The 25148-nt window shown below is 56.3% G+C and carries 25 protein-coding genes; 20 read left to right on the top strand and 5 right to left on the bottom strand.

Going from position 1 to position 25148, the window contains the following annotated elements:
- Nucleotides 1-32 precede the first annotated feature (32 nt).
- The 9 genes from VGE55_RS12680 to rfaE2 all read left to right on the top strand — a co-directional run bounded on the left by VGE55_RS12680 (nucleotide 33) and on the right by rfaE2 (nucleotide 8208).
- Nucleotides 33-1373: an NAD(P)/FAD-dependent oxidoreductase gene (locus VGE55_RS12680; protein ID WP_331132045.1), complete on the top strand. Its 1341-nt coding sequence runs from the start codon at nucleotides 33-35 to the stop codon at nucleotides 1371-1373.
- Entirely contained in the window at nucleotides 1373-2194 is an 822-nt protein-coding gene (locus VGE55_RS12675; RefSeq protein ID WP_331132044.1) for a DUF1365 domain-containing protein, read from the top strand. Before VGE55_RS12680 ends, VGE55_RS12675 begins: the two co-directional genes overlap by 1 nt.
- Complete coding sequence (locus tag VGE55_RS12670; RefSeq protein ID WP_331132043.1) at nucleotides 2191-3414, top strand: cyclopropane-fatty-acyl-phospholipid synthase family protein; 1224 nt, start codon at nucleotides 2191-2193, stop codon at nucleotides 3412-3414. Before VGE55_RS12675 ends, VGE55_RS12670 begins: the two co-directional genes overlap by 4 nt.
- A 17-nt stretch (nucleotides 3415-3431) precedes the next feature.
- Entirely contained in the window at nucleotides 3432-4823 is a 1392-nt protein-coding gene (locus tag VGE55_RS12665) for an MFS transporter (protein ID WP_331132042.1), read from the top strand.
- Nucleotides 4823-5392, top strand: coding sequence for a DUF3833 domain-containing protein (locus tag VGE55_RS12660; protein WP_414675043.1), 570 nt, complete (start codon nucleotides 4823-4825; stop codon nucleotides 5390-5392). Before VGE55_RS12665 ends, VGE55_RS12660 begins: the two co-directional genes overlap by 1 nt.
- A gap of 28 nt (nucleotides 5393-5420) precedes the next feature.
- A complete protein-coding gene (locus VGE55_RS12655) occupies nucleotides 5421-6212 on the top strand; it encodes an SDR family NAD(P)-dependent oxidoreductase (protein WP_331132041.1) in 792 nt (263 codons plus the stop codon).
- 18 nt (nucleotides 6213-6230) lie between these two features.
- Entirely contained in the window at nucleotides 6231-6707 is a 477-nt protein-coding gene (locus VGE55_RS12650) for a nuclear transport factor 2 family protein (RefSeq protein WP_331132040.1), read from the top strand.
- 128 nt (nucleotides 6708-6835) lie between these two features.
- Nucleotides 6836-7702 (top strand): ferritin-like domain-containing protein, encoded by an 867-nt coding sequence (locus VGE55_RS12645; RefSeq protein ID WP_331132039.1) that lies wholly within the window; start codon nucleotides 6836-6838, stop codon nucleotides 7700-7702.
- 11 nt (nucleotides 7703-7713) lie between these two features.
- Nucleotides 7714-8208 (top strand): D-glycero-beta-D-manno-heptose 1-phosphate adenylyltransferase, encoded by a 495-nt coding sequence (gene rfaE2 / locus VGE55_RS12640; protein ID WP_331132038.1) that lies wholly within the window; start codon nucleotides 7714-7716, stop codon nucleotides 8206-8208.
- 74 nt (nucleotides 8209-8282) lie between these two features.
- Here the strand turns inward: rfaE2 and VGE55_RS12635 are convergent, their stop codons facing one another.
- From VGE55_RS12635 to VGE55_RS12620, 4 genes are all read right to left on the bottom strand, one after another.
- A complete protein-coding gene (locus VGE55_RS12635; RefSeq protein ID WP_331132037.1) occupies nucleotides 8283-8672 on the bottom strand; it encodes a hypothetical protein in 390 nt (129 codons plus the stop codon).
- A gap of 130 nt (nucleotides 8673-8802) precedes the next feature.
- Nucleotides 8803-9720: a PPK2 family polyphosphate kinase gene (locus VGE55_RS12630; RefSeq protein ID WP_331132036.1), complete on the bottom strand. Its 918-nt coding sequence runs from the start codon at nucleotides 9718-9720 to the stop codon at nucleotides 8803-8805.
- 6 nt (nucleotides 9721-9726) lie between these two features.
- On the bottom strand, nucleotides 9727-13320 hold the full coding sequence (locus tag VGE55_RS12625; RefSeq protein WP_331132035.1) for an indolepyruvate ferredoxin oxidoreductase family protein: 3594 nt from the start codon (nucleotides 13318-13320) through the stop codon (nucleotides 9727-9729).
- A gap of 73 nt (nucleotides 13321-13393) precedes the next feature.
- Nucleotides 13394-14110, bottom strand: a complete 717-nt coding sequence (locus VGE55_RS12620) for a hypothetical protein (RefSeq protein ID WP_331132034.1) — start codon at nucleotides 14108-14110, stop codon at nucleotides 13394-13396.
- Between the two features lie 258 nt (nucleotides 14111-14368).
- Here VGE55_RS12620 and VGE55_RS12615 point away from each other — a divergent pair, with 258 nt between their 5' ends.
- Genes VGE55_RS12615 through VGE55_RS12565 form a run of 11 tightly spaced genes read left to right on the top strand, consistent with a single transcriptional unit; the run spans nucleotide 14369 to nucleotide 23999 of the window.
- Complete coding sequence (locus VGE55_RS12615; protein ID WP_256762574.1) at nucleotides 14369-14554, top strand: Flp family type IVb pilin; 186 nt, start codon at nucleotides 14369-14371, stop codon at nucleotides 14552-14554.
- Entirely contained in the window at nucleotides 14541-15008 is a 468-nt protein-coding gene (locus VGE55_RS12610) for a TadE family protein (protein WP_331132033.1), read from the top strand. Before VGE55_RS12615 ends, VGE55_RS12610 begins: the two co-directional genes overlap by 14 nt.
- 27 nt (nucleotides 15009-15035) lie before the next feature.
- Nucleotides 15036-16013 carry a Flp pilus assembly protein CpaB gene (cpaB, locus tag VGE55_RS12605; protein ID WP_331132032.1) on the top strand — a complete coding sequence of 326 codons (978 nt, stop codon included), beginning with the start codon at nucleotides 15036-15038 and terminating at the stop codon, nucleotides 16011-16013.
- The gene (locus tag VGE55_RS12600; RefSeq protein ID WP_331132031.1) at nucleotides 16010-17440 is read left to right on the top strand and encodes a type II and III secretion system protein family protein; all 1431 of its coding nucleotides are present in this window, start codon (nucleotides 16010-16012) and stop codon (nucleotides 17438-17440) included. The genes cpaB and VGE55_RS12600 overlap by 4 nt, the downstream gene beginning before the upstream one ends.
- Before the next feature lie 9 nt (nucleotides 17441-17449).
- Nucleotides 17450-18649 (top strand): hypothetical protein, encoded by a 1200-nt coding sequence (locus VGE55_RS12595; RefSeq protein ID WP_331132030.1) that lies wholly within the window; start codon nucleotides 17450-17452, stop codon nucleotides 18647-18649.
- Complete coding sequence (locus VGE55_RS12590) at nucleotides 18646-20001, top strand: CpaF family protein (RefSeq protein WP_331132029.1); 1356 nt, start codon at nucleotides 18646-18648, stop codon at nucleotides 19999-20001. The genes VGE55_RS12595 and VGE55_RS12590 overlap by 4 nt, the downstream gene beginning before the upstream one ends.
- Entirely contained in the window at nucleotides 19998-20906 is a 909-nt protein-coding gene (locus VGE55_RS12585; protein WP_331132028.1) for a type II secretion system F family protein, read from the top strand. Before VGE55_RS12590 ends, VGE55_RS12585 begins: the two co-directional genes overlap by 4 nt.
- 10 nt (nucleotides 20907-20916) lie before the next feature.
- Entirely contained in the window at nucleotides 20917-21870 is a 954-nt protein-coding gene (locus tag VGE55_RS12580) for a type II secretion system F family protein (protein ID WP_331132027.1), read from the top strand.
- A 10-nt stretch (nucleotides 21871-21880) separates the two neighbouring features.
- Complete coding sequence (locus VGE55_RS12575) at nucleotides 21881-22681, top strand: tetratricopeptide repeat protein (protein ID WP_331132301.1); 801 nt, start codon at nucleotides 21881-21883, stop codon at nucleotides 22679-22681.
- A complete protein-coding gene (locus VGE55_RS12570; RefSeq protein ID WP_331132026.1) occupies nucleotides 22678-22983 on the top strand; it encodes a hypothetical protein in 306 nt (101 codons plus the stop codon). Before VGE55_RS12575 ends, VGE55_RS12570 begins: the two co-directional genes overlap by 4 nt.
- A 29-nt stretch (nucleotides 22984-23012) precedes the next feature.
- A complete protein-coding gene (locus tag VGE55_RS12565; protein WP_331132025.1) occupies nucleotides 23013-23999 on the top strand; it encodes a sensor histidine kinase in 987 nt (328 codons plus the stop codon).
- Here VGE55_RS12565 and VGE55_RS12560 read toward each other — a convergent pair.
- Nucleotides 23961-25046 carry an HD-GYP domain-containing protein gene (locus VGE55_RS12560; RefSeq protein WP_331132024.1) on the bottom strand — a complete coding sequence of 362 codons (1086 nt, stop codon included), beginning with the start codon at nucleotides 25044-25046 and terminating at the stop codon, nucleotides 23961-23963. The two genes, VGE55_RS12565 and VGE55_RS12560, sit on opposite strands and share 39 nt — an antisense overlap.
- Nucleotides 25047-25148: the final 102 nt, after the last annotated feature.

Genomic DNA, 25148 nt, shown 5'->3' with positions numbered 1-25148 from the left:
TTGCGGGTAGGATGCATCAGGTCGTTATCTGAATGAACAACAAGGCAGGCATGAATCTGAGTGTGAATTTCCCCAAGCCCACCGTTGCTGTTGTTGGCGGTGGTGTATCTGGCCTGACAGCGGCGTATGCCTTGCGCGACCACGCGCATGTGACACTGTTTGAGGCCAATGACTACATCGGTGGACACACCAACACGGTGGACATTGAACTGGACGGCAAAACATTTCCAGTGGACACCGGCTTTTTGGTGTACAACGAGCGCACCTACCCCAACCTGATTCGCCTGTTCGAAGAACTGCAGGTTGAAACCGTCATGTCAGACATGTCTTTTTCGGTGTGTCTGCCCGAGTTAAATCTGGAATGGGCGGGCACCAACCTGAACACCGTGTTTGCCCAACGCCGCAATTTGTTCAAGCCACGCTTTCTGCGCATGCTGTTGGACATACTGAAATTCAACAAGGAAGCCACAGCACTGGTGGCCGACGCTGGGCGTGCCAATTTGTTTCAAAGCAAAGCGCAAATGGGTTTGGGCGACTACCTGAAGCAGGAGGGTTACAGCACCGAGTTCCGAGACTGGTACCTCATCCCGATGGCAGCGGCCATTTGGTCGTGCCCCAGCGAACAGATGCTGGCGTTTCCCTTGGCCACCTTTGTGCAGTTTTGCCACAACCATGGCTTGCTGCAAGTTGAAAACCGGCCCAAGTGGTACACCGTCAAAAACGGTGCCCGCAACTACGTGCACAAACTGCTGCCTCACATTCCGGTGGTACATGCCAACAGCCCGGTTCAGCAGGTCATACCAGGCACCCGCCCGGTGGTCAAAACTGCCCAGGGCGAGCAGGCCTTCGACCACGTGATTTTGGCCTGCCACAGCGACGAGGCCTTGGCCATGCTGACCGGCAACGAGGCCCAAAAAGACCAGTTGAAACACATCGCCTACCAACCCAACGTGGCCTACCTGCACACCGATGTCCAGTTGATGCCCAAGACCCGCAGCACCTGGTCTTCCTGGAATTACCTGAGCGATGTACTCAACCCACAACCCAGCGTGTCTGTAACGTATTGGAGCAACAACCTTCAGCCCTTGCCCACGCAAAAACCCGTGTTCGTGACGCTGAACCCCATTGTGCAACCTCGGGATGAACTGGTGCACCGTGAAATCCAGTACAGCCACCCGGTGTTTGACGGCCCAGCCGTCAAAGCGCAGGATGCACTGCGAGCCCTGCAGGGCTTGAACAATGTTTACCTGGCAGGAGCGTGGATGAAATATGGCTTCCATGAAGATGGCCACACATCTGGATTGCAGGCAGCGGCTGCGCTGATTGCCCACCTCAACAGCGGCCAAACCCGCAGCACGCAACAGGCGGCTTGATGAGCCTGAGCACCTACCACTGCCACAGCGTGAAAATGGCCTGGGGGCAGGTGCGCCATCGCCGGGAAAAACCCAAACCGAATGGATTTTCCACCGGGGCTTGTTTTGTGAAACTGGTCTTCAAGCCGGCGCCCTGCGCCCAGCCACTGCCACGTTACCCAGTGATTGACGGGCGTGGTTTGGCCTCGGTCAATGCAGCCCATTATGGATTTGAACCTCACAACGATCGCTTTGAAACATTTATCCCTGCCTTGATCGCGCGCGTTGAAGGAGAGACCGGTGAAACACTGGGCGGTGAAGTTCACCTGCACACCTTTCCAAAAACCTTTGGTTTTGTCTTCAATCCGGTGAGCTTTTGGTACTTCCACAAAGCAGCTGGCGAATGCCGTGCCATTCTGTGCGAAGTCAACAACACCTTTGGCGAGCGGCATTTTTACTTGCTGCACCAGGAAAGTCACCAAGGTGCACCGCTGGACAGAGGGCAGCCCATGCTGGCACGCAAGGTGTTTCACGTGTCGCCCTTTTTCCCGGTGTCCGGCCATTATGAATTCCGGTTTTTCAACCAGGGCGACCGCACACTGGCCAGCATTCGCTACTTCGACCAAGGCGAATTGAAATTGAGTACAAGCGTGAGCGGGACCCTGGTGCATCCAAGCACTGGGCTGTGGTGTAAAACATGGATGAAATACGGCTGGTTTACACTGGCTGTGGTGGTAAAAATTCATTGGCAAGCCCTGAAATTGTTGTTCAAGGGCGCCAAATTCCACCGAAAACCCGAACCCCCAAGCAATGTGATTTCGCAGACCGAGTTGAACGTATGACCCAAGCCGCAGTAAGCCTTTCGCAATTCCAGTTGCCCAGTCACGCCCCCTCCGCCGCCCAGTGGACCCTGAAGCTGCTCAACAAGCTAAAAAAGGGTCGTCTGGAAATGATCACGCCGGAAGGTGTCCACCTGCTGTTTGGTGGTGAAGATGACCAGCCCAGCGCACGCATCACCCTGCATTCGTGGGCAGTGTGCAGCCGGGCACTGAAGTCGGGGGACATTGGCTTTGCAGAAAGCTACATTGCTGGCGAATGGGAAACCGACAACTTGGCCGCATTGTTGGGCGTTTTTCTTGAAAACCGCAAAGCGGTTGAACAGGTGATTTACGGCAGCTTTTTGGGCGGTATCGCCTACAAACTGAAGCACCTGCTGAACCGCAACACCAAGGCACAGGCCCGGAAAAACATTCATGCCCACTACGACTTGGGCAACCCGTTTTACCAGCTTTGGCTGGACCCGTCGATGACCTATTCCAGCGCATTGTTTGATGGCAACACCAGCCTGAGCCTGGAAGAAGCACAGCAGGCCAAATACCAGGCCATGGTGGATTACCTTCGCCCGAAAGCGGGTGAAAAAATTCTGGAAATTGGCTGTGGCTGGGGTGGTTTTGCCCAAAAGGTGTGCAGCCAAGGGGCCGAACTGGTGGGCCTGACGCTGTCCACAGAGCAGTTGGCTTACGCCAAGGCACGACTGGACAAAGCTGGGCTGGCCGAGCATGCAGAATTCCGCCTGCAGGATTACCGCGACTGCAAGGGGCAATTCGACCACATTGCGTCCATTGAAATGTTTGAGGCAGTGGGCGAAGAATACTGGCCTGTTTATTTTGAAACAGTGAGCCGACTATTGAAAACGGGTGGTAAGGCTGCCATTCAGACCATCACCATTGCCGACGAACTGTTTGAACGTTACCGCAAAGGAACCGACTTCATTCAGCAGTACATTTTCCCGGGTGGCATGTTGCCCAGCCCCAGCAAATTCCGTGCAATGGCCGAGAAGCACGGCCTTCGGGTGGTTCGTGAAAAAGCCTTCGGCAAGGACTACGCCGAAACCTTGCGCCGCTGGCGTGTCCAATTCCTGAAGCAACTGGATGCTGTTCGCGCACAAGGCTTTGACCAGCCCTTCATCAACACCTGGGAGTTTTACCTGGCGTATTGCGAAGCGGGCTTTCAATACGAAAGCACCGACGTGATCCAGTTTTACCTCGAGAAAGTGGAATAAGTTAAACAAGGCCCTGCATGGACAAACCTGTTTCTGTCGGGCCCCGCGCCCTCATCACCTATGGATTGCTGGGTTGGGCCATGGGCGCCATCGTGGTGCCCATCTACATTCAGGTGCCCTACCTTTACAACCGGGTGTATGAAGTGCCCTCCGCCTGGGTGGGCGTCATCTTGTTGTTGTCGCGTCTCATTGACGCTGTTCTGGACCCCGCCATTGGGTTGTGGGTAGACCGGCGCAACAGCAACACCAACCGCTATGTATTCCCGATTGTGCTGTCGGTGCCCTTTCTTCTGCTGGGCATGGCGGGCGTGTTTTTCCCGGTGGGCAGCACACCGATTCACCACGCCGCCAGCCTGATGGTAAGCCTGTTGGTTGTGCACCTGGGCTATAGCCTGGTGAGCATCGCCTACCAAAGCTGGGGAGCCGAGTTGGGCAACACGGACAAAGAACGTTCAACGTTCGTGGCAGTGCGCGAAGGTGTGGGTATCTTTGGCGTCATCTTTGCCGTGTCGCTGTCGCTGGAAACCCACGGCACACTGATTTACGGCGTATTCGTGACCATGCTGATTGCGGGCCTGTATCTGTTGCTGAAGTATTCCCTCACCCCGACAGATTTTGGCGGCACAACAAAAAACCACTCGACAGACACCCGCCAGGCGCATCGCGTGAGCCCTTGGCTCCGGTTCAAACAATCCTTGAAAGATGTGCTGCACCCCCTGTCGCACAGCAATTTTCGCCGCCTGATGGTGATCTTCCTGTGCAACGGCCTGGCGGGTGCCCTACCTGCCACGCTGGTACCGTTCTATATGCGTGACCGCTTGGGCCTGACCGATGCAGACCAGTGGGTTTTGGCGGTGTATTTTTTGATTGGTGCGGTCTCCACAGTGTTTTGGGTGTGGTTGTCCAGCCGCTTGGGCTTGGCCTGGACGTGGCTGTGCAGCATTGTCATCACCGTGCCCACCTTTGCGTTGGTGGCCACCTTGGGTGAAGGGGACTTTCAGCCCTACTTGTGGGTGTGCATCGTCACCGGCTTTGCCTTGGGCGGCGACTTGTCGATGCCGGCAGCACTGGTGGCCCGCGTCATTGGTGAGAATGGTGAGCGTGGCAGCAATGAGGGCACCTATTTCGGCTTGTGGAACTGGATGACCAAACTCAACCTGGCCTTGGCACCCACGGTGGCTTTGGGCACGCTGCAATGGTTCAGCTACTCGCCTGAATTCGCCAAAACCGACGCCTTCAAAGCCATGGGCCTGTTGGACCAATTGGCCAACGACCCGTTGATCTGGATGTATTCTTTGATTCCCTGTGGCCTGAAGATTTTGGCCATGGTCTTGTTGGTGTTCAGCGGCTTGGGTGGACGCCCCCAAAACGTGCCCACTGGCACCACCGTAACCCGGAGTGCAGCATGATGTTGACATTGATGCGGAATGTGAAAATGAGCCAAGGCCTGACCCGCCTGCTAACCGCCAGTGCGTTGTGCATCGGCCTGCTGGCTGGCTGTGCATCAGCCCCTGTGGCCAGCGACTACGCCCAAGAGAAACCCGTGCTGGACATTGCCAAGTATTTCAATGGCACGATCGATGCCTGGGGCATGTTCACCGACCGCTCGGGCCGCGTGGTCAAGCGTTTTACCGTGGTCATGAACTGCCACTGGGACGGCAATGTGGGCACGCTGGATGAGGACTTCACCTACTCCGATGGCACCACACAGAAACGCAGCTGGACCTTGACCAAAAACGGCAATGCCGTGGTTGGTAAGGCAGCCGATGTGGTGGGCGAGGCACAGGGCCAACAGGCGGGCAACGCATTCAACATGAAATACACGCTGCAGGTGCCCGTGGATGGCAAAACATACGACATGCAGTTTGACGACTGGATGTACCTGATGGATGACAAAACCATGCTGAACCGCGCCGTGATGAGCAAGTTTGGCATTGAACTGGGCCAGGTGACCCTGAGCTTTCGCAAACGCAATTAAACCGCATTCAACCAAGGCATAAAAAACCATGGCATTGAACCGACCGATCACGGATTGGAAAGGCAAGCGAGTCTGGCTGGTGGGCGCCTCTACCGGCATTGGTGAAGCGCTGGCCCGTCAACTGGACGCATTGGGCTGCCAACAGGTGTTGTCGGCCCGAAGTGCCGACAAACTGGCGGCATTGGCCACTGACCTTCATTTGGCCACCGCTTTGCCGGTGGACATTGCCGATGAGCAAGCTGTTCAAGCGGCTGCGGCAAAAGCCTTGGAATCACTGCAAGGCATTGACCTGGTGGTGCTGATGGCCGGAACCTATGCGGAGATGGCCATCGAGAACTTCGACCTGACCGAGGTGAAGCGCCAAGTCAACGTCAACCTGAACGGCACGCTGCATGTGCTGGCCCAGGTGCTGCCCGTGGTCATGCAACAGAAGGCTGGGCATATTGCCGTGGTGTCTAGCGTGGCGGGGTACCGGGGCCTACCCAATTCACTGGCTTATGGCCCCACTAAAGCAGCCCTCATCAACCTGGCCGAAGCGCTGTACATCGAACTGAAACCGCACGGTGTCGGTGTCAGCCTGATCAACCCCGGGTTTGTCGATACGCCATTGACTCGCAAAAACACCTTCCCCATGCCCTTCATCATTGGGGCCGACAAGGCCGCCAGCGAAATCATCAATGGCCTGGAAGCGGGTGAATTCGAAACCCATTTTCCAAAGACATTCACGCGCAGCCTGAGGGCCATGCGACTCATGCCCTATACCCTGTACTTTTCAGCGGTGAAACGGTTTGCAAAAACCCAGACACCCGGCACAGACTGACAGCAGACGGATTGAACCATGCGCCCACGCAACACCGAAACAAGCCTCGCACCACTGGACAGACAGCACCTGTCTGCCCCCTTGCGAAGGCTGATTGATTTTTTTGAGCACATGACACCGGCCAGTGCAGACACATTGGACCAGCACTACGCAGCAGATGCCTATTTCAAAGACCCTTACAACGAGGTCAATGATTTGGCTTCGATTCGAAGAATATTTCTTCACATGTTTGAGCAGGTGAACAACCCGCGCTTTGTGGTTCACACCGCCTTTGAGCAAGGCGAACAGGTGTTTCTGGGCTGGCACTTCCTATTCGAAATGAAGCAATTCAAAAAAGGCCAGGTTCAATGTTGCCGGGGCTCAACCCATGTGCGCCTGAACAAACAGGGCCTGGTTATATACCACAGGGATTACTGGGACCCGGCCGAAGAACTGTATGAAAAAATCCCGGTATTGGGGAATTTAATGCGTTGGATCAAGAAGCAGGCAGGTTAACAGCAGTTAAATGATTTTGTGAACATTCGTTCACCAGACTAGCGCATGTCACCAAAACTTCATTTGTTTCATGACATGTCTTGTTAAAATCACACACATTGAAAGCACCAGGTTAGGCGGAGACAAACATGCTGTACCCCGAATTGTTCAGATCACTGGAGTCCGTGCGCTGGAACATGGAAACCGACATTCCATGGGACCAGTTTGATGCAAGCAAGCTGAGCGAGGAACAGGCCCAGACCATCAAGATGAATGCCATCACGGAATGGTCAGCCCTGCCCGCCACGGAAATGTTTCTGCGCGACAACAAGCATGACAGCGACTTTTCAGCGTTCATGTCCATCTGGTTTTTTGAAGAGCAGAAGCACTCACTCGTGTTGATGGAATACCTGCGGCGCTTCCGGCCAGACCTGTTGCCCACGGAAGAAGAGTTGCATGCGGTGCGGTTTGAATTTGACCCCGCCCCCCCGCTGGAAACACTGATGCTGCACTTCTGCGGCGAAATCCGCCTGAACCACTGGTACCGCTGCGCATCGGACTGGCACACCGAGCCCGTCATCAAGCACATTTACAAAACCATTTCGCACGATGAAGCGCGTCATGGCGGTGCCTACCTGCGCTACATGAAAAAAGCACTTCAGGATGTGGGTGACAGTGCGCGTGCCGCCTTCTCCAAAATCGGTGTGCTCATGGCCTCCGCGCGCCGCACCCAAAAGCCGCTGCACCCCACCAACCTGCACGTCAACAAGGCCTTGTTCCCCAACGACACGGTACAAAGCCGCCTGCCCGACCCCGACTGGCTGGAACGCTGGTTGGACGGCCAGATTCGCTTTGATGCGGATTGGGAAAAGAAGGTGATTGAACGCATTTTGCACAACATGAGTTTGTTGTTTGAACGCACCTTCGAGAATGTTCAGGATTTGAACCGCTACCGCAAAGAAGTGATGTCACGACTGGGTGGCGGGGACGAAGCCGCGCTGGGCCACGCAGCATAAGGCCCAACCACATGACCACGACTGGAAAACCTGCCCGGTTCAACGCCAAAGTGTGCGCACCGGCAGACCTTGCAGACCGCGCCAAGGCATTGACTGGCCCTGTTGTATTCACCAACGGGGTGTTCGATTTGTTGCACCGTGGGCACGTCACTTACCTGGATCAAGCGGCGCAAGAAGGCAGCAGCCTGATTGTGGCGGTCAATTCCGATGCATCCGTCAAGCGCTTGGGCAAGGGGCCTGACCGGCCGATCAACACCCAGGAAGACCGCATGGCTGTGTTGGCTGCGCTGGAATGCGTCAGTCTGGTGACTTACTTCGATGAAGACACGCCATTGAACGCAATCCTGGCGGCCAAACCGCAGGTGCTCGTGAAAGGGGGTGATTGGCCTGTTGAAAAAATGGTGGGCGCGAAGGAAGTGCAGTCTTGGGGCGGACGGGCCGTGTCCATTGCGTTTGAACACGAACGCTCAACCACCGCCACACTGGAAAAAATCCGCAAGCTCTAAGTGGGGCTCGGAGCTTGCGGATGGGCCGTCATGTTGCAAACGGCGGAACAACGGAAGACATCAACATCAAACCATTAATTCATCTGGGCCTTGCCGTGCAGCTTTGCCTCGCCTTTGGCGTGCATTTTGGCTTTGCCACCAGCCTTGCCAGCTTCGCCTTTGAGGTCTGAATGTAAAGTGCCTGTATCGCTACGCATGGCGTCACCTTCGCTCTTGGCGCCTTTCACGGCAGCTTCTGACTTGCCACGCACTGCGGCACCTGCACCACCGTTTGCATTGGCATTGCCTTCAGCCTTCACATCTGCCTTTGCACCGGTGTCCACAGCCACACCCGGCAGGTCGGCTTTCACGCCAACGCCTGTGTTAACGCCCAGACCCACCGCCATGGCGCTGGCCGACAGGGCCATGGCCGCGGTTGCGAGTGCGATTTTGATGGTTGCAGCAGTTGTGCGATTGATTGTCATACAGTTCCCTCAAGTGGGTTGTTCAGGTCTCTCAAAAACGAGGGACCCGGGGAACTGGTTGACAAGGTTTACAGTGTGATTACACACAAGGGGTGAGCGATGATCGGGAAAATCCATCGACCGAATTCTTTCAATGACCGATTTTTTTCCAGAAATCGCTTTTGGCCACTGCAGGATCAGGGTCAGGCCAAGACAAGCCCATGCGCTCCAAGGTGCCCACCAAAATTTCGGCAGTCAGCATGTTTCTAAAACCCTTGTGATCTGCGGGAATGATCCACCAAGGGGCGTGCTTGGTGCAGGTTTTCTCCAGCACCTGTTCATAGGCGTTGGCATAGAGACTGTAATTTTCACCGCAATGCAAATCAGCCTCAGTGAGTTTCCAACGCTTTTCCGGTGATTCCCAGCGCTCTATCATGCGGGCGTGTTGCTCTTCGCGCGACACATTCAGGAAAATTTTGAGCACAGTGGTGCCGGTCTCGACCAGCAACAACTCAAAATCATTGATTTGCCGACAGCGCTCTTCCACCTGCGCAGGGCTCAAGCCCTCGGTGACCATGGGCATGATCACGCCATCGTATTGGGAGCGATTAAAAATCACCGACTGACCTGCGCCCGGCACATGGGGGTGAACACGCCACAGGAAATCGTGCGATGCCTCAATATCGTTGGGTACTTTGAACGACACCATGCGCAACGCCATGGGGTGAACGGCCCGCATAATGCCCCGTGCTGCCCCATCTTTCCCGGCCGTGTCCAAGCCCTGAAGAATCACCAACAGCTTGCGCTGGCCCTGCGCATACAAGCAGGTCAACAAACTGTCCAATCGAGAGGACAATTGGTTAATTCGCTCGCTCATGTCTTCCTTGGAGGGCATGTCGCCATACCGTGTGGGCCATTGACGCAAGCGCACTGGCCGACCATTGACCATGCAGGCCTGGCCCAAAATCTCCCACTGACTTTCGGGGACCAGTGCGTCGGGCAATACACGCTCAGAACGCTTGGTGTCTTTCTTTTTGGCGGCGGGTTTGGATTCGGTTGGCTTTGTCATGAACATTCAATCGTGGAGATTCGGGGCTTTCAGCCGGTTCAGGGCCGCGTCCAACTGCGGGCGCACACGGTCATATGTTTGGCGTCGAACCTGACCATAACCTTTCACCGCATCAAACAGCGTGAGAAGGTCTTCAACGGCTTTGCTGTTCTGCAACAACGCAGGACCATTCTGCAACAGTTCCAGAAGGCTTTCAAAGCAATTGCGCAATAGTCGCTGATTTTTACAATCCGTGGAGTTTCTAAATGGGTCCAGCCAAGTGCCACGCACCCACTTCAGTGCAGCGAGCACATTGAAAAGCGGTGGAGCAATTTTCTCCATGCGCCTTTTCCGGGGGCGCGCCACCTGACCAGCAAGCCACTCTGGCGCCACATGAAACACCAGCCGAGCGCCAGCCTGAAAACGACTCAACACACCCTGGCGCCAATGTGGGTCACCGTGCAAACGCGCCACTTCATACTCATCTTTAAAGGCGAGGATGCGAAAATAACTGTCACACAAACGCAACCAGAGGCGACCATGGTGCTGCGCATCAAACAACGGCTTCAAGGCCTCCATGCGATGTTGAAATTGTGTGGCGTATTGCTGATCCTGGTACAACACCAATTCGGCACACAAACGCCGAAAATGCGCGGTGGGTGTCTCTGGCTGCAAAGCCGGTTGAGACACACCCGCCTGAAGGTGGGCAGACAGGGCAGCCGGGTTCACAGCCATCAAACGGCCCAACTCGAATGCCAACTGGTTGCTGCCCACCTGCACAGCGTTCAGCTCAATGGCTTTGAGCAGGGCAGCACGGTGCAAGGGCAACCAGCCCTTTTGCCAGGCATACCCCAACAACAAGGCATTGGAATACACACTGTCTCCCAGCAAATCAGTGGCGATGGCTTGTGCGTGAAGGCTTTCATACCTCGCCTGTGATTGGCCCAGGGCACGACGAAGATCCTGATGCAAAGCATTCACCGGGGCCTGCCAATCGCGCTGGTGAATAAAATCTGCCGTGGGCGACGTGTCCACATTGACCACCACGCGCGCGTCCTGTGCCAGCAGTTCGAGTGTTTTGGGGTGTGCCGAGGTGATGAGGTCGCCGCCCAGCATCAGGTTGGCTTCGCCCACAGGAATCTTTGGCGACGCCAAGTCCTCATCGCTGGCTGCAATTTGCACATGGGAAAACACCGCACCGCCCTTTTGGGCCAAGCCGGCCATGTCCAAAGCCTGCGCGCTTCGGCCCTGCACATGTGCCGCCATGGTCAGCCAAGCGCCGATGGTGACCACCCCGGTGCCACCCACACCATTGACCAGAATGGAATACCGGCCACGCAAGGTGTCGGGGTGAATGTCAAATGTTGGTTCGGGCAAATGTTCCACCAGGCTCACCAGCTGAGCCCGATCCGATTGTCGCGCTGGCGACAGCAACTCCGCATTCTCCACAGTCACCAGACTGGGGCAAAGCCCTTCCAGACAGGCCATGTCCTTGTTGCATGTGGACTGATTGATGGTGCGTTTCACACCCCAGGGTGTTTGCAATGGCTCCACCGACAGGCAGTTGGATACAGCGGAACAATCCCCGCAACCTTCGCACACACGCGGATTGATGACCACCCGCTTTGCCGGATTGGGGTACATCGGCAAACCGGTGTTGGGATCGGTCCGTTTGCGGCGGCGTCGTTTCTCCGAAGCACAGGTTTGTTCGTAAATGAGCACAGTGGTGCCAGGCTCCTCGCGCAGGCTGCGCTGTACAGTGTCCAGCTCGCGTCGGTCAAACACCTGTACACCCGGCGCCATGGGGTCGCCAGGGTTTGATGTGCGGTGTTTCTCGGGTTGATCGCTCACAATCACGATGCGGCGCACCGCCTCGGCATCCAGTTGTCGGGTCAACTGCGGCACTGTCAAGGTTCCATCCAGTTTTTGACCGCCAGTCATGGCAACTGCATCGTTGTAGAGGATTTTGTAGGTGATGTTCACACCGGCAGCCACGCTGGCACGAATCGCCAACAGGCCGGAATGGAAATAGGTGCCGTCCCCAAGGTTGGCAAACACATGGGGCGTGCGGGTGAACGCAGCCTGTCCAATCCAGGGAACACCCTCGCCGCCCATCTGGGTATAGGTTTGGGTGTTGCGGTCCATCCACACCGCCATGTAATGGCAACCAATGCCAGCCATGGCGCGGCTGCCTTCAGGCACCACCGTCGAGGTGTTGTGCGGGCAACCGGAACAAAAATACGGTTTGCGTTCAACGGTGCCGTGGTCGGGCAGGCTGACTTGCTCACGCTGCTCAATGGTGTGCAAACGGGCCTGGATATCACGGCGAACCTCCTCACCCAAGGGCAAGCTCAACAAACGGCGGGCAATGGCGCGGGCCACAGTGGCTGGGTCCAGTTCACCGTGGCTGGGCAGCAGCCACTGCCCCTGCGGGATCGACCACTCACCACCCTCGCGTCCATCCTCATTCAGACGCTCATCAAATTTGCCGTACACCTTGGGACGGACGTCTTCCCGCCAGGCGTACAGTTCTTCTTTGATTTGGTATTCCACCAACTGCCGTTTTTCTTCCACCACCAGAATTTCGCGCAGGCCTTGCGCAAAGGTGCGAATGCCAATCGCATCCAGCGGCCACACCATGCCCACTTTGTGCAGGCGTATACCAAGCTCGGCGCACCGTGATGGGCTCAGCCCCAAGTCCCGCATTGCCTGCAAGGTGTCCTGATAGGCCTTGCCAGTGGCCACAATACCGAACCGCGCCTGCGGCGAGTCAATCACTGTGCGGTTCAGGCCATTGGCCCGGCAAAAAGCCAATGCGGCATACAGCTTGTGGTCCAGCAGCCGGGCCTCCTGGTCCAAAGGCGTGTCAGGCCAACGGATATTCAACCCCCCAACGGGCATGTCAAAGTCGCTGGGCATTACAATGCGCTGGCGCTCTGGGTCCACCTCCACCGTGGCGCAACATTCCACCACATCGGCCACGGTCTTGAAGCCCACCCAAACACCGGCGTAGCGGCTCATGGCATAACCGAGCAGACCAAAATCCAGCATTTCCTGCACACTGCCCGGGAACAGCACCGGCATCAGCGCCGCTTTCAGAACATGGTCCGATTGGTGCGGCAAGGTGGAGCTTTTTGCAGCGTGGTCATCACCGGCCACCAACAGCACTCCGCCCAGGGGCGAAGTACCGGCCGCATTGGCGTGCTTGAATACATCGAGACTTCGGTCCACGCCCGGGCCCTTGCCGTACCACAAGCCAAACACGCCATCCACCTTGGCATCGGGATACAAATTGAGTTGCTGCGAACCCCACACCGAGGTGGCCGCCAGGTCCTCATTCAAACCGGGCTGAAAGCGAATGTTGGCGGACTCCAGATAAGGCTTTGCCGCCCAAAATGCCTGGTCAACACCACCCAGGGGCGAGCCACGATACCCCGATACAAAACCACCGGTGTTGAGCCCAGCCATTCTGTCTCGCTCTGCTTGCAGCAAGGTTAGCCGCACCAGCGCCTGGGCGCCGGTGAGCAACACCCTGCCTTTGGAAAGCGAGTAACGGTCTTCGAGACGAACGGATTGGGGTGCAACAGGCTGCAGTTGCTGAGGCTGAGTGGGTGCATTCATCGTGCTGGCCTCCCTGGAACGGATTGTTCCCGAATTCAGTGTTGCACAGCAGGTGGGGGGGAACAAGCCCCCCTTAATCGGGACGCTCAGGCTCAATGTCGCGGACTTTGTCGACATTGAACATTTCTTCGGCGCGGGGGTAGGTTTTCTTGGTGCGTCTGGCAGGCAACTTCTCGCCCGAAAACAGTTCAACTGCGGTGCGGGCCACTTCCTTGGTGTCCAGCGCCGCATAGGCCGAGACCACGGCTGCGCCTGCCAATGGAACAATCCGTGATGCAGCACGTTTGGCGACACGCTGAACCAGCACTTGGCCGATCTGCTTGGACACCCGCACGGCCAGGTCTCGTCCACCACTGCGGGTCAGTTGGTCAATCAGGTCCAGCACTGAGCGCGCTGTGTTGTCTGGGTGCTCAATCGGGATGGAACGTTCGTACTCGCGCAGGGCTGTGCCGGCCACGTGCTGAAACAGACAATTCATCAACTCTTGCTGGGTCACTGGGCCGGTGTGGCCAAATGCCGCAGCAATGTCCACCACCATTTGAGCCTGGATGCGCCACACCAGCATCAAATCTGGCAACACCGTCAACATGCCCAAGGGCCCGACCGGAATGGCCAGGCTGCCCGACACAGCCGCCGCCTTGGCACACGCTTTCTGTGTAATTTCCTTGGAGCGCTCGTATGGGCGTTTGGCCCGACCGGGCTCTTTGGTCTCTGGAACCCCACCCGTTACAAGACCAACCACGGTTTGCAAGGGAGCCATCCAGGACTGTGGCATTGATGTTTTTTGCATGATTTCCGGGCGGGAATTGTTTTGTTTCCCGTTGTAACACTTGAAAGTCACAGACTTCGAGTTACTATCCTAACCTACAAGGGGTAAATAATTTGGGTGATACGCACTAGTGCTGGCTGAGCGCCCATCTCAAGCCCTGGAATCAAACACGCGATAAGAACCCCTTTTTGGGGTACTGATCCCTGTTTTGATTGTGTTGTACCCCCCCTACAATGGGGATAGCCCGTGGTGGCCAAACGTTCAACAAGGAGTTTGAAGATGAAATATCAACTGATGGCGAAAACCGCTCAACACTTGCGAAAGCAGGATGGTGCCTCCCTGATTGAATACGCCGTGCTGGCAGCCCTGATTGTGGTTGCCGCCGTGGTCGCAATCAATGCCTTGGGTGGTGGCATTTCAACGGTGTTCACCAACATTCTGAACGCGCTGGATGGTACGCCCTAATTCAGCACTTCAGCGGCAACGCGGGGCACAACTCGTTGAGTTTGCCCTCATCCTGCCCATCCTGCTGACCGTCACATTCTTGATTGTGGGCTACAGCGCTGTGTTCATGGTGCAACACACGCTAAGCTCTGCCGTCTCTCAGGGTGCGCGCGCCGTTGCGGTGGCCGGCAGCACCACCAGTCCGGAAGTGGCGGCCAGGCAATTGCTGGCCAGCGCTTTGCCAGCAGCAATTTATCCCAGTGGCTTCAGTTTCAGTACGCAAGACTTGGGCGGCGCCGGTGATTGCGGCAACGCATTCAACGCCGGCAGCAACCCAGCGTTGACCTGTCTTGAATTCAAAGGCACATTCAATGTGGCTCAAAATGCATTTCTGTCCAGCATTCCGTTCGCGAACACCCTGTTCCCCGCCCAGCTAACGGCCAGTGCGGTGGTTTTGTACCAAAACACGAATTGATTTCATTTTGTCGGGGACTGTACCCACATGTCAGGAAAAACAAAAATACTTGCACTGCTGCTTCTCGGGCTCGGCATGATCTTTCTGGTGCTGGCGTTCCTGTCTGGTCAGAATGTCAAGAAAAACGGGGATACCCTCAAAAATGAATTGGAGCGCTACCCAGTGGTGGTGAGCACGAAGGAAATTCCCTTTGGGCAAATCATCACCGGTGACCTGCTGAAAGTTGAAAAATTCGCGATTGCGCCGGCTGGCAGCTACAAAGACATCAACGAGGTGATTGGCAAAAAGCCGGTGTTCAACATCGGCCCAGGCTTGCCCATCACCGCGCAGTATTTTGAGTCGGGCGCTGTGGCTGCCGAGGTTCGTGATGGCTTCCGCGCCTTTGCCTTGCGCCTGGATGAAAACAATGTAGCCACTGGAAAAATCAAACCCGGTGACTTCGTCGACGTGTTCTCCATTTTCAGGGCCAATAACCAGGACGTGGAGCAAACAGTTTCCCGCTTGATTCTGCCCAAACTTCGGGTGTTGTCCGTGGGACAACAATTGGTGAACGCGCCCGAGGCTGCCGCCAAAGACGACAAAGACCCCAACGGACAACGCCGCCAAAACCAGCGAGCCATGATGGTTGAGGTGGCTGTGCCGGACATCAATGCGCTGGCCATTGCCCAATCTCAAGGCGAGTTGTTTGTGGTGTTGCGCGGCCCGGACGATGAGGAAATGCCAGACCCCTCCAAATACCCGTTGGCTGAAAACGTGCTAAAGCCGATTCAGCCCAAAGCTGAAAAAGGCCAGCCTGCACCACCGCCCGTGGAATTGAACAGCAGTGACAAAGCCTATGCGGGCCTATCGCTCAGCAATGCGGTATTGCCCGGCAGTGGCAACGGAAAAAACAACGCCAAAAAACCAGCCACGAACAGCACTGGCAACGCCCGCCCGGCTGAAGACAGTGGCTCAGCGGTCGAAGTGATCCGCGGTGGTGAAACTTCCCGGGAAAAGGCACGATGAAAACAACAACAAGTATTCGACTTCTTGCGTTGACAGCGGTCGCTGGTTTTTGCGCAAGCCTGAACCTGAATGCGGTCGCGCAGCAAATGCCTTTGGTGATTCGCGCAACGGGCGGAGTGGTGACCACAACCGGCGGCAATTCGTCCGCGACGGCGCCGAAGCCAGCACAGGCCAGCACAACAGCCCCAGAGCCGTTTGTACTCACCCTGAGCACCGGGTTTCAAAAAGTACTCACCTTGCAGGCGCTGCCGGCCAGGGTGTCGATTGGTGACCCCAACATCATTTCAGTGAATGTATTGAAACCCACCGACAAAGGCCGCAAAAGTGCGGGTGTTTTGGTGACGGGTTTGAAGACCGGTTCCACATCTCTGCTGATCTGGGACAAGGGTGCCAGCGCTCCACGGGTCATCACCGTATCGGTGACCGGCAAAGCGGCGGAGACCATTTCAACCATCAAAGACTTGAGCCTGACAACCCAGGGACAAGTGCTGACGCTGAACGGCTCAACGCCCGACGTGCGTACTTACCAACAAGCACGCGAGAGCTTGACCCGGACCACCCAGGGACAGGCACCGGCTGAACTCATCGACCAGGCCACCCTGCAAACCTCGGGCACTGTGCAGGTCGATGTCAAGGTGGTCGAGTTCACGCGCAGTGAAATGCAACGCTTGGGGATCAATCTGTCTGGCGACTTCCGTGGTGGAAATTTTTCCTATTCTGTGACAAACCCGGTCAGCTCCGGCAACAGCGTGGCCAATGCATTTGGCTTGGGTTTGACCAGCCGGGCAGGCGATCTCACCGCCAGCCTGAACATTCTTCAAGCCGATGGCTATGCCAAAGTACTGGCAGAGCCCTCCTTGATTGCCCAGTCCGGACAAGATGCCTCATTCCTGGCGGGCGGCGAAATCCCCATTCCTGTGCCTTCGGGCAACGGCACCATCGGGATTGAATACAAAAAGTTCGGTATTGGTCTCACATTCAGACCGACCATTCTGTCGAACAAAACCATCGCGCTAAACGTGTCGCCAGAGGTCAGTGACCTGGACTTTTCACGGGGCACATCCATTCAGGGCATTTTGGTACCCGCCATTCTCACCCGCCGGGCCAATACCACGGTGGAGCTGGGAGAAAACCAAAGCTTTGTGATTGGTGGACTGATCAGTCGAAACATCATCGCCAATGCCAGCAAAGTGCCCTGGTTGGCAGAAATTCCGATTCTGGGCGCTTTCTTCAAAGGCAATTCCTACAGCCGCGAAGACAAGGAACTGCTCATCATCGTGACACCGCGGTTTGTAAAACCCCGCGCCGCCGATGCGCCCAAGTTACCCTTGCCTGGAGAAAATGTCGGCATGCGCCCACGCAGCGTCTGGTCACAACTCTTCCTGCCGTCAGCAGGAGAGCCAGTGCCCGGCTTCTCAACGAAGTAAGGGGATGGCATGAACAACATTCCCCGGATTCTGTTCATCAGTGCATCAGACGCCCACTGGCTGTGGCTGTCCGATGCGGTCGGTGAACGTTTCATGCTGGTGCGTGAGGGTGGTACGTTTTCGGAGATTGCCAAGCGGGTTGGACTGGTGTCGCCCACGCTGGCGGTGGTGGACTATTCCCCCCAAATTGGCCTGGACCCTGGTCTGGTCGTGAAAGAGCTTCGCGACATTTCGCCGGATTTGCCAGTGGTCGCACTGGGCTCCAAAGAGTCCACCGACGCGGTCGTGAATGCTCTTCGCTCAGGCGTCAAGGACTTTCTGGGCCTGGACTCCAGCCCCGGTGAAGTGCTGAAGATCCTGACAAACATTGCCGAATCAGCCCCCAAAAACAGCCAGGAACGCAAAGGCTACGCCATGGTGGTGCTGGGGGGGCGTCAAGGTGTGGGGGCGACCACACTGGCGGTCAACCTGGCCGTGCAGCTGGCCAAACAAAACAAGGACCAGACTTTGCTGCTGGACTTTGGCCTGCCCTTGGGTGATGGACTGGTGCACCTGCCCTGCGAGGAAAAGCAGGGGGCCATGGACTTTGTGGAATGCGTGCGCAACCTGAAACGGTTTGACGCCACATTGGCCAAGACGGCATTTCGCCGCAATCCGGAGACGGGCGTGGCACTGTTGTCCCTGCCCCGCAACCTGGCCGACCTTCGGGACATTTCGGCCTCGGATGCACTCAAGTTCCTGAACCTCATCAAATCGTTCTTCGAAAACATCGTGATTGATTTGTGCGGTTTCTCGAACCTCGAATTTGTGTCCAGCCTGCTGAGAAGTGCAGACACCACACTGATCGTGACGCCACAATCGGTGCCCGGCATCGTCACCGCCGCTGAGCTGGTCAAGGCGCTGAATGACAAAGGCATTGCCACCAAAACATTTGACCTTGTGGTGAGCCCGCACCACAAGGACGTGGTGTTGGACCCCGCTTCGATTGCCAAAAAGCTTGGCATGGAACGCTACCACACGCTGCCAGACCGCGGCACGGCACTCATCAATGCCGTGAACAATGGCCAGGTATTGTCCAGTGTGGACATCCGCGACCCCTACGCCAAAGCAGTGGCTCACATTTTGAGCCAAACGCATGGCCTGCGAGGCGCGGGTGAAGAACGTGGCCTCGCCCTGCCCGACTCACTGAAGAAGTGGTTCAAGAAATGAACGAGATCATTTTTGGTCAAGAGGCAACACCACCCGAGCCACCACCGGCCAACCGGTCGGAAGGGGTGAGCACACAGCCCGTGCAATTCGCCACAGCCAAAGTCAGCGACATTGACACCGCGGTCATCAATGATGTGAAAGACATGGCCCACGAACATGTGCTATCCATCATTGAAAAAAAGGGCGCCACCTTTGCCAAAATGAACAATGGCGAACTGGAAAAGTTCATCCAGGGTGAAGTGCAAAGTTTGATTTATGGCAAGCAGATTCCCTTGAACGACACAGAAGTCGCTTATGTGGCCGACTCGCTGTTCAAGGAAATTGCAGGCTTTGGTCCGCTGGAGGACCTGCTGGCCGATGCCACCGTTGAAGACATCATGATCAACGGCTACAAAGATGTGTACGTGTCGCGCATGGGCGTGATGGAACGGGTGCAGGCCCGCTTTACAGACAATGCGCACCTGCTGCGCATTGTGCGGCGAATTTTAGCGCCGCTTGGCCGGCGACTCGATGAATCCAGCCCCATGGTGGATGCCCGTTTGCCAGACGGCAGCCGGATCAACGTGATTATTGCGCCACTGGCGCGCGATGGCGTGGTGGTTTCCATCCGGAAATTCCGCAGCACACCGCTGCGGGCCGAAGACCTGATGGGCTTGGGCACCTTTGATGCCCGGCTATATGAGCTGATGCGGGAAGCCGTGCGCAAACGCTGCAACCTGGTGGTGAGTGGGGCCACGTCCACCGGCAAAACATCCATGCTCAACGTGCTGGCCGAATTCATTCCGGCCGGCGAACGGTTGATCACGATTGAAGACACGGCTGAATTGCAACTGAACCACCACCACGTGGTGCGGCTGGAAAGTCGTCCTGGCGGACATGAAGGTGCCGGGGCCATTTCCATCCGTGATTTGGTGAAAAACAGCTTGCGGATGCGCCCAGACCGCGTGGTTGTGGGTGAAGTTCGCGGTGCAGAGGTGCTGGACATGCTCCAGGCGATGAGCACTGGCCACGACGGCTCCATGGGCACCATTCACGCATCGACCCCTCGAGACTGTTTGCACCGTCTGGAGATGCTCTCTGGCTTCGCCGGGTTTACTGGCAACGAGATGAGCCTGCGGCGGCAAATTGCCTCGGCGCTGGACCTCATTGTGCAGATTGTGCGCCTGCCGTCTGGCAAACGCCGCATATACAGCGTGACTGAAGTGGCTGGCATTGTGGACGACAATATTTTGCTGCAGGACCTGTACCGCCACGAAAGCCGATTGGGCCCGGACGGACAGGAAATCGACAGTTGGGTGCCCGTGGTGCCCTACCCGAAGAACCCGAAAATTGCCCATGTGCGCCTGACATGACTTTTGGACTTGTTGCCGTTGCCCTGATTTTTGTGTCGCTGGCCCTGCTGCTGTTGGGCAAAGGGGCCGAGCAGGAATCGCGCGAGCGCGCGGAAATCCGCCTGGAACGGGCACTGAGCCACTCGCTCAACCCCATGGCGCTGCAGAAAGATCCTCTGAAGAAAAAGTACGTCCCCCAGTTCATCACCGACAACCTCATCTCGGCCGGACTAAGGCCCGACAAAGCACTGGCATTTAAAACACTCGCATTCCTGATGATCCCGGTTTTGCTGGCCATTGGACTCCGGGGCCCCGCCAGTGCGCTGGGTGTGTTGGTGTTGTTGCTGCTGGGCGTGGTGGTCTACGTGCTGTACCGCCAGCGAAAACGACGCCTGTTGATGCTCAGCCAATTGCCTGCATTTCTCGATGGGGTGGTTCGAGTGAGCGCGGTGGGTTACAGCCTCACAGTGTCATTCAATACAGCCCTGGAAAATGCAGATGAACCTTTGAAAGGCGCTTTGGGCATGGCGGTGCAAATGCAATTCGCAGGCCTTGAACTGGATGAAGCCATGCAACGTCTGGCCCGGGTCTACGGATTGTCCGAATTCAAGCTGATTGCCTCCGTGGTTGGACTGGCCCTCAACTACGGTGGGAAGAGCGACATTCTGTTGAGCCGCTTGGCCCAATACCTTCGCGACCGCGAGCAACACCACAAAGAACTGATGGCCATGTCCTCCGAAGCCCGCACCTCGGCCATTTTCATGTGCTGCCTGACACCCGCTTTGGCAGGTCTTATCCTGACCCTGAACCCCGGTTACATCGGCACCATGTGGAACGACGGTACAGGGCGACTGCTGTTGCTGGCGGCAGGTGGTTTACAGGCCTTCGGGGCCGCGGTGATTTACCGCATGGTCAAGAGCATTTGAGGAGCCCTTGATGAAAATGTCTCCAATCCTTGCGCTGGGCATTTTGATGGTGGGTTTGGGCTTGATGGGTCTGGCTTGGGCACTGCTGCGTCAGGCTGCAAAAAAGGAAAAGGCCCTGCAACGCATTGATGAGTTTCTGGACCAACGACGGCGCGTGCAAAGTTATGTCGGTGCACGCAACCAAGTGCCCACAGCGGCGCTGAGCAACCGCATTGATCGAATTGGCGCTGCTTTTTCCAAGACCAAAGCCTTTTCATCCTTCATTGATGAAGAGGACCGCAAACTGCTGGGCAAAGCTGGTTTTGGAACCGACGAGGACTTGAACCGGTTCGTGCTCATTCGTATGGCCTTGGCCGTTTTGGGCTTGTTGGCTGCAACCTATTTCAATGTGCTGTCACAAAGCGGTTCGGTTGAGCTGGTTCGCATGGTGGCGCTGATTGGCTTGGGTTTCATGCTGCCCAAATGGGCACTGAAAGCGATTGCTGAATCCCGTGAACAGGCCTTCGAGCGAGAACTGGTCGCGATTGTGGATGTGATGCGTCTGCTGCAAGGTGTGGGCTTGAGCGTCGACCAATCGATTGAAATCATGGCCACACAACTGCGCGACCTGGTACCCATCACGGGGCGTTTGCTGAACAAAGCGCACATTCAGGCCAAGTCTGGCGTTCCATGGAACGTCATTCTCAGGAAGATTGGCAACATGTACAGCAGCGATGAATTCCGATCCTTTGTTCAGGTGCTGGGACAAATCGAAAAATTTGGTGGTGCGGTGCAAGAGCCACTTCGTCAGTTTTCCGATCGACTGGTTGAAAAAGAGCGTTCGTCGGCCAAAGAAATCATGGGCAAACTGACGGTGAAACTGACGGGTGTCATGGTGATCACAATGTTGCCGGCCTTGCTGATTGTGGCTGGTGGTCCGGGTATTATCTCCATCATGAATGCTTTCCAGCGTGTTGGAGGATGATGTGAAATTGATGGTCAAAGCCTTTCCGGTGACATTTGCTGTGGCCGTGTTAACGGCCTGTGCGCCCATGCCGCAAAGGGATGTGGTCATCGCAGGACAAAGCGCGCCAGCAACTACCCCCAATGCCGCAGTGGTGACGCCAACGCAAGAGGCCGTCATTCGTGCAGAGCAGGCCGAGAAACAGAGTGAAGTCAAGCAGCGTGACCGACAACTGGACGCCCAACGAGAAAAGGACCTGCACCTGAAACTGGTTCAACAAATGATGGAACAGAACAATGCCTTTGCGGCGCTGGCGCACCTGGATGCCTACGATCAAAAATGGGGTGCCAACCGGCAAAGCCGGCTGCTGCGGGCCGATGCTTATCGAAAAACCAGCCAATGGGACAAGGCGGAAACGGCTTATCAGGGTTTGCTGGGTAACTCGACCACCGCACAAAGCGGGCCCGTCTGGTATGGCCTGGGCAAGGTTTCCATCGAGAAAGGCGATCTGAAAAGCGCCAATACACGGCTGGAAAAAGCAGTGCAGGTTGACCCGCTGAATGTGAATGCGTACACCGACCTGGGCTTGGTGTATTTGCTGGAAGGTCAAAAAGACCCCGCCTACAATGCATTGATGAAAGCCAACCAGTTGTCGAGTGGCGACACCACGGTGAAGGCTAACCTGGCCCTGTGGGCGCTGGTGTTTGATGAATTTGGCATGGCCAAAGACATGGCCGACCAACTGAATTGGTCTGAAGGCACCCGCAACAAAGTACTGGCGCAAGCCAACGTGATCAAAAAGCGCATCAACGCCAAAGGAGGCGCACGATGAAACCCACTCTGCCATGCCTGTTGCTTGCACTGTCCATCGGCCTGTTGCCGATTCGGCCCGCAGCCGCCGAGGACTCGGCATCTACCAACCCAGCCCGTTCCCTGCAAGGTCAAACCGATGCGCAAACCGGACTGGAAGCCCGTCAATGGCTCAATGAACAAGCCAATGGTGTCAACCGCGGTGAGGTGGAAGCCTATCGTGCAGAGTCCGCAGGCAAGGCCTACCGCGCATACATGGACTCCATTGGTTCAAAAGAACAAAAGGCTGCAACGTCGCAAGTTCAGACCATCAAGACCAATTAACACACCTGCGCCCTGTGCTTCAGTTTGTATTGAGCCTGTTGTCTGCCATCACCGGCAAACGTTGGGTGCACCCCGACGAAACTGCCATGCTGCAACGTCAATTGTCCGACACCCGCCAAAAGCTGGAGAACACAGAACTGCTCAACCAAAACCTGCGGACACAGTTGCAGGACCTCAACGCAGCGCATACAACGCACATTCAAACACTGGAGCGTCGGCACCAATCGGCAATCGACCAAGCCAACCAGTCCATGCGCACGCTGCAAGGCCTGCACGAACAACTCACCCAAAGCCTGGACCTGGAAACCCTCCGGCACCTCAAGGAAAACGAGGCGCTTCTCAACCAGCTGAATTGGCTATCCGGCACGATTGCCCATGATTTCCGGGCGCCCTTGCGAGCCATCGATGCTTACTCCTTTTTCCTGGCGGATGACTTGGGCAGCAATGTCCCGCCCGAGGCGATCAAATCCCTGGATGAAATTCGCCGCAACGGGCAACGCATGGGCGTGCTGCTCGATGGCTTGATTGAATACCTTCGAATGAGCGTGTGCCCATTGAATCTGCAATCTCATGACCTCACGGAAACCGTTCAACAAGTGATCAACGAACACTTTGATTTTTCACCGGTGCCCATCAGCGTGGAGGTTCGCGGATTGCTGAAGTTCGACAAACCTTTGGTGATGCGCCTGTTCAAGGAACTGATTGACAACGCGGTGAAATTTTCAAAGGGCGTGCCCGGCGCACAAGTACAGATTCGCCAGCATGGCATGGACACCATCGACATCATCGACAACGGTGTGGGGTTTGATGCGGCCTTTAACCGTCAGAAATTCCAACTGTTTCACCGCATGCATGGCAATGACGAATTTCCCGGTGAAGGCATCGGCTTGGCCATGGCCGAACGCATTGCAGCGCGCCACCATTGGCAGCTCAGCTTGAGTCGGCTGGGCGAGCGCACAGTGGCTCAAATTCAGCTGTCAAACCACCCGGCCCAACAATTCCAGCAAACCGGGTAGCTGCCCCAGGTCACGTCGTGGCAAGGCACAACGCACCTTGTGGTGCTCAAGGGCTGTGTCCAGCAAAGCAGGCGTGGGGGCATCACCTGGCAAATTCTTGAACGCCAACACAGTCGGTGTGGTCGCGGTTTCGCCACGAATGAGACTACAACCAATTTGATTGCCCATCAATTGCACCAAACTGCCCGCCGGGTAGATCCCCAATTCTTCGAGAATGATGGCGGTGAAATCACTGGACAGCGCGCTGCCATGTGAGAACAAATCTTTCACCGCCTGCTCGGCTGTGAAGTTTGCGCGGTATTCACGCTGGGCCATGCGGGCATTGAATGAATCACACACACCCAACAACACAGAGCCCGGGTGCTCGTTGCGAACCTGCGTGGGGTAGCCCGACCCGTCCGGCAACTCATGGTGCAAACGCACCGTCTCAAGCCACAACTCATCCATGACTCCCAACAAACTCAGCTTGCTGGCACTTTGTTCAGGGTGCCGCCGAATGACCTCACGCTGCTCTCGACTCAGCGGCTCTGTTTGCCCTCGCAGTCTGGCTTGAAGTGCCAACATGCTGATGTTCATGGTCAGTGCGGCCTTCAGAAGTGACTCCGTGGCTTCCGCATCAAAATACCCGCTGCGTTCAGCCACACGGGTCAACGTCAGTGCAACCAGCAAGGGGTGCATCACCGGATAATCGTCCGAGGTGTGCCAGGACAAGTACGCATACGCCAGGTCAAACTGCCGCTCAGACACCATTCGAACACGTTGCGCCAGTTCATTGATCACAGGAACAAAGGTGAGAGGGTCTTCGTCCAGGAGCGCCTTTGACAGGACCCGATAACTGCAATGCAGCTCATCGAACAATTCACGGGCCTGGAAATACAGCAGCGTGGCTCGTCCCAATTCAGACTCGAGTGCCAGCAAACCATCAGCGGGTAGCCGCTTGGCCTGGTCAAGGCGTTGACCCCGGGTGTTGTAAAGATGTTCATACGCAATGGACTTGCGCTGCAGCAAAGGCTGAAGAAAGGCCGGGTCTGGAATGGTGATGAGCATGGATGTACTCCTTGTATACCCTCCTTGTATCGGCTGGACACGCGGCGTGGCCTATCGCCCGGTTGGTGGAGGTCTAAACACGGATCAGCCGAACTGGGACTA

This window comes from Limnobacter sp. (assembly GCF_036405155.1).
Classification (GTDB): Bacteria; Pseudomonadota; Gammaproteobacteria; order Burkholderiales; family Burkholderiaceae_B; genus Limnobacter.
This window is presented reverse-complemented; position numbering and strand designations above follow the sequence as displayed.

Coding starts and splice junctions, on each gene's coding strand:
- VGE55_RS12680 (WP_331132045.1), top strand. CDS start 33: ATGAACAACAAGGCAGGCATGAATCTGAGTGTGAATTTCCCCAAGCCC.
- VGE55_RS12675 (WP_331132044.1), top strand. CDS start 1,373: ATGAGCCTGAGCACCTACCACTGCCACAGCGTGAAAATGGCCTGGGGG.
- VGE55_RS12670 (WP_331132043.1), top strand. CDS start 2,191: ATGACCCAAGCCGCAGTAAGCCTTTCGCAATTCCAGTTGCCCAGTCAC.
- VGE55_RS12665 (WP_331132042.1), top strand. CDS start 3,432: ATGGACAAACCTGTTTCTGTCGGGCCCCGCGCCCTCATCACCTATGGA.
- VGE55_RS12660 (WP_414675043.1), top strand. CDS start 4,823: ATGTTGACATTGATGCGGAATGTGAAAATGAGCCAAGGCCTGACCCGC.
- VGE55_RS12655 (WP_331132041.1), top strand. CDS start 5,421: ATGGCATTGAACCGACCGATCACGGATTGGAAAGGCAAGCGAGTCTGG.
- VGE55_RS12650 (WP_331132040.1), top strand. CDS start 6,231: ATGCGCCCACGCAACACCGAAACAAGCCTCGCACCACTGGACAGACAG.
- VGE55_RS12645 (WP_331132039.1), top strand. CDS start 6,836: ATGCTGTACCCCGAATTGTTCAGATCACTGGAGTCCGTGCGCTGGAAC.
- rfaE2 (WP_331132038.1), top strand. CDS start 7,714: ATGACCACGACTGGAAAACCTGCCCGGTTCAACGCCAAAGTGTGCGCA.
- VGE55_RS12635 (WP_331132037.1), bottom strand. CDS start 8,672: ATGACAATCAATCGCACAACTGCTGCAACCATCAAAATCGCACTCGCA.
- VGE55_RS12630 (WP_331132036.1), bottom strand. CDS start 9,720: ATGACAAAGCCAACCGAATCCAAACCCGCCGCCAAAAAGAAAGACACC.
- VGE55_RS12625 (WP_331132035.1), bottom strand. CDS start 13,320: ATGAATGCACCCACTCAGCCTCAGCAACTGCAGCCTGTTGCACCCCAA.
- VGE55_RS12620 (WP_331132034.1), bottom strand. CDS start 14,110: ATGCAAAAAACATCAATGCCACAGTCCTGGATGGCTCCCTTGCAAACC.
- VGE55_RS12615 (WP_256762574.1), top strand. CDS start 14,369: ATGAAATATCAACTGATGGCGAAAACCGCTCAACACTTGCGAAAGCAG.
- VGE55_RS12610 (WP_331132033.1), top strand. CDS start 14,541: ATGGTACGCCCTAATTCAGCACTTCAGCGGCAACGCGGGGCACAACTC.
- cpaB (WP_331132032.1), top strand. CDS start 15,036: ATGTCAGGAAAAACAAAAATACTTGCACTGCTGCTTCTCGGGCTCGGC.
- VGE55_RS12600 (WP_331132031.1), top strand. CDS start 16,010: ATGAAAACAACAACAAGTATTCGACTTCTTGCGTTGACAGCGGTCGCT.
- VGE55_RS12595 (WP_331132030.1), top strand. CDS start 17,450: ATGAACAACATTCCCCGGATTCTGTTCATCAGTGCATCAGACGCCCAC.
- VGE55_RS12590 (WP_331132029.1), top strand. CDS start 18,646: ATGAACGAGATCATTTTTGGTCAAGAGGCAACACCACCCGAGCCACCA.
- VGE55_RS12585 (WP_331132028.1), top strand. CDS start 19,998: ATGACTTTTGGACTTGTTGCCGTTGCCCTGATTTTTGTGTCGCTGGCC.
- VGE55_RS12580 (WP_331132027.1), top strand. CDS start 20,917: ATGAAAATGTCTCCAATCCTTGCGCTGGGCATTTTGATGGTGGGTTTG.
- VGE55_RS12575 (WP_331132301.1), top strand. CDS start 21,881: ATGGTCAAAGCCTTTCCGGTGACATTTGCTGTGGCCGTGTTAACGGCC.
- VGE55_RS12570 (WP_331132026.1), top strand. CDS start 22,678: ATGAAACCCACTCTGCCATGCCTGTTGCTTGCACTGTCCATCGGCCTG.
- VGE55_RS12560 (WP_331132024.1), bottom strand. CDS start 25,046: ATGCTCATCACCATTCCAGACCCGGCCTTTCTTCAGCCTTTGCTGCAG.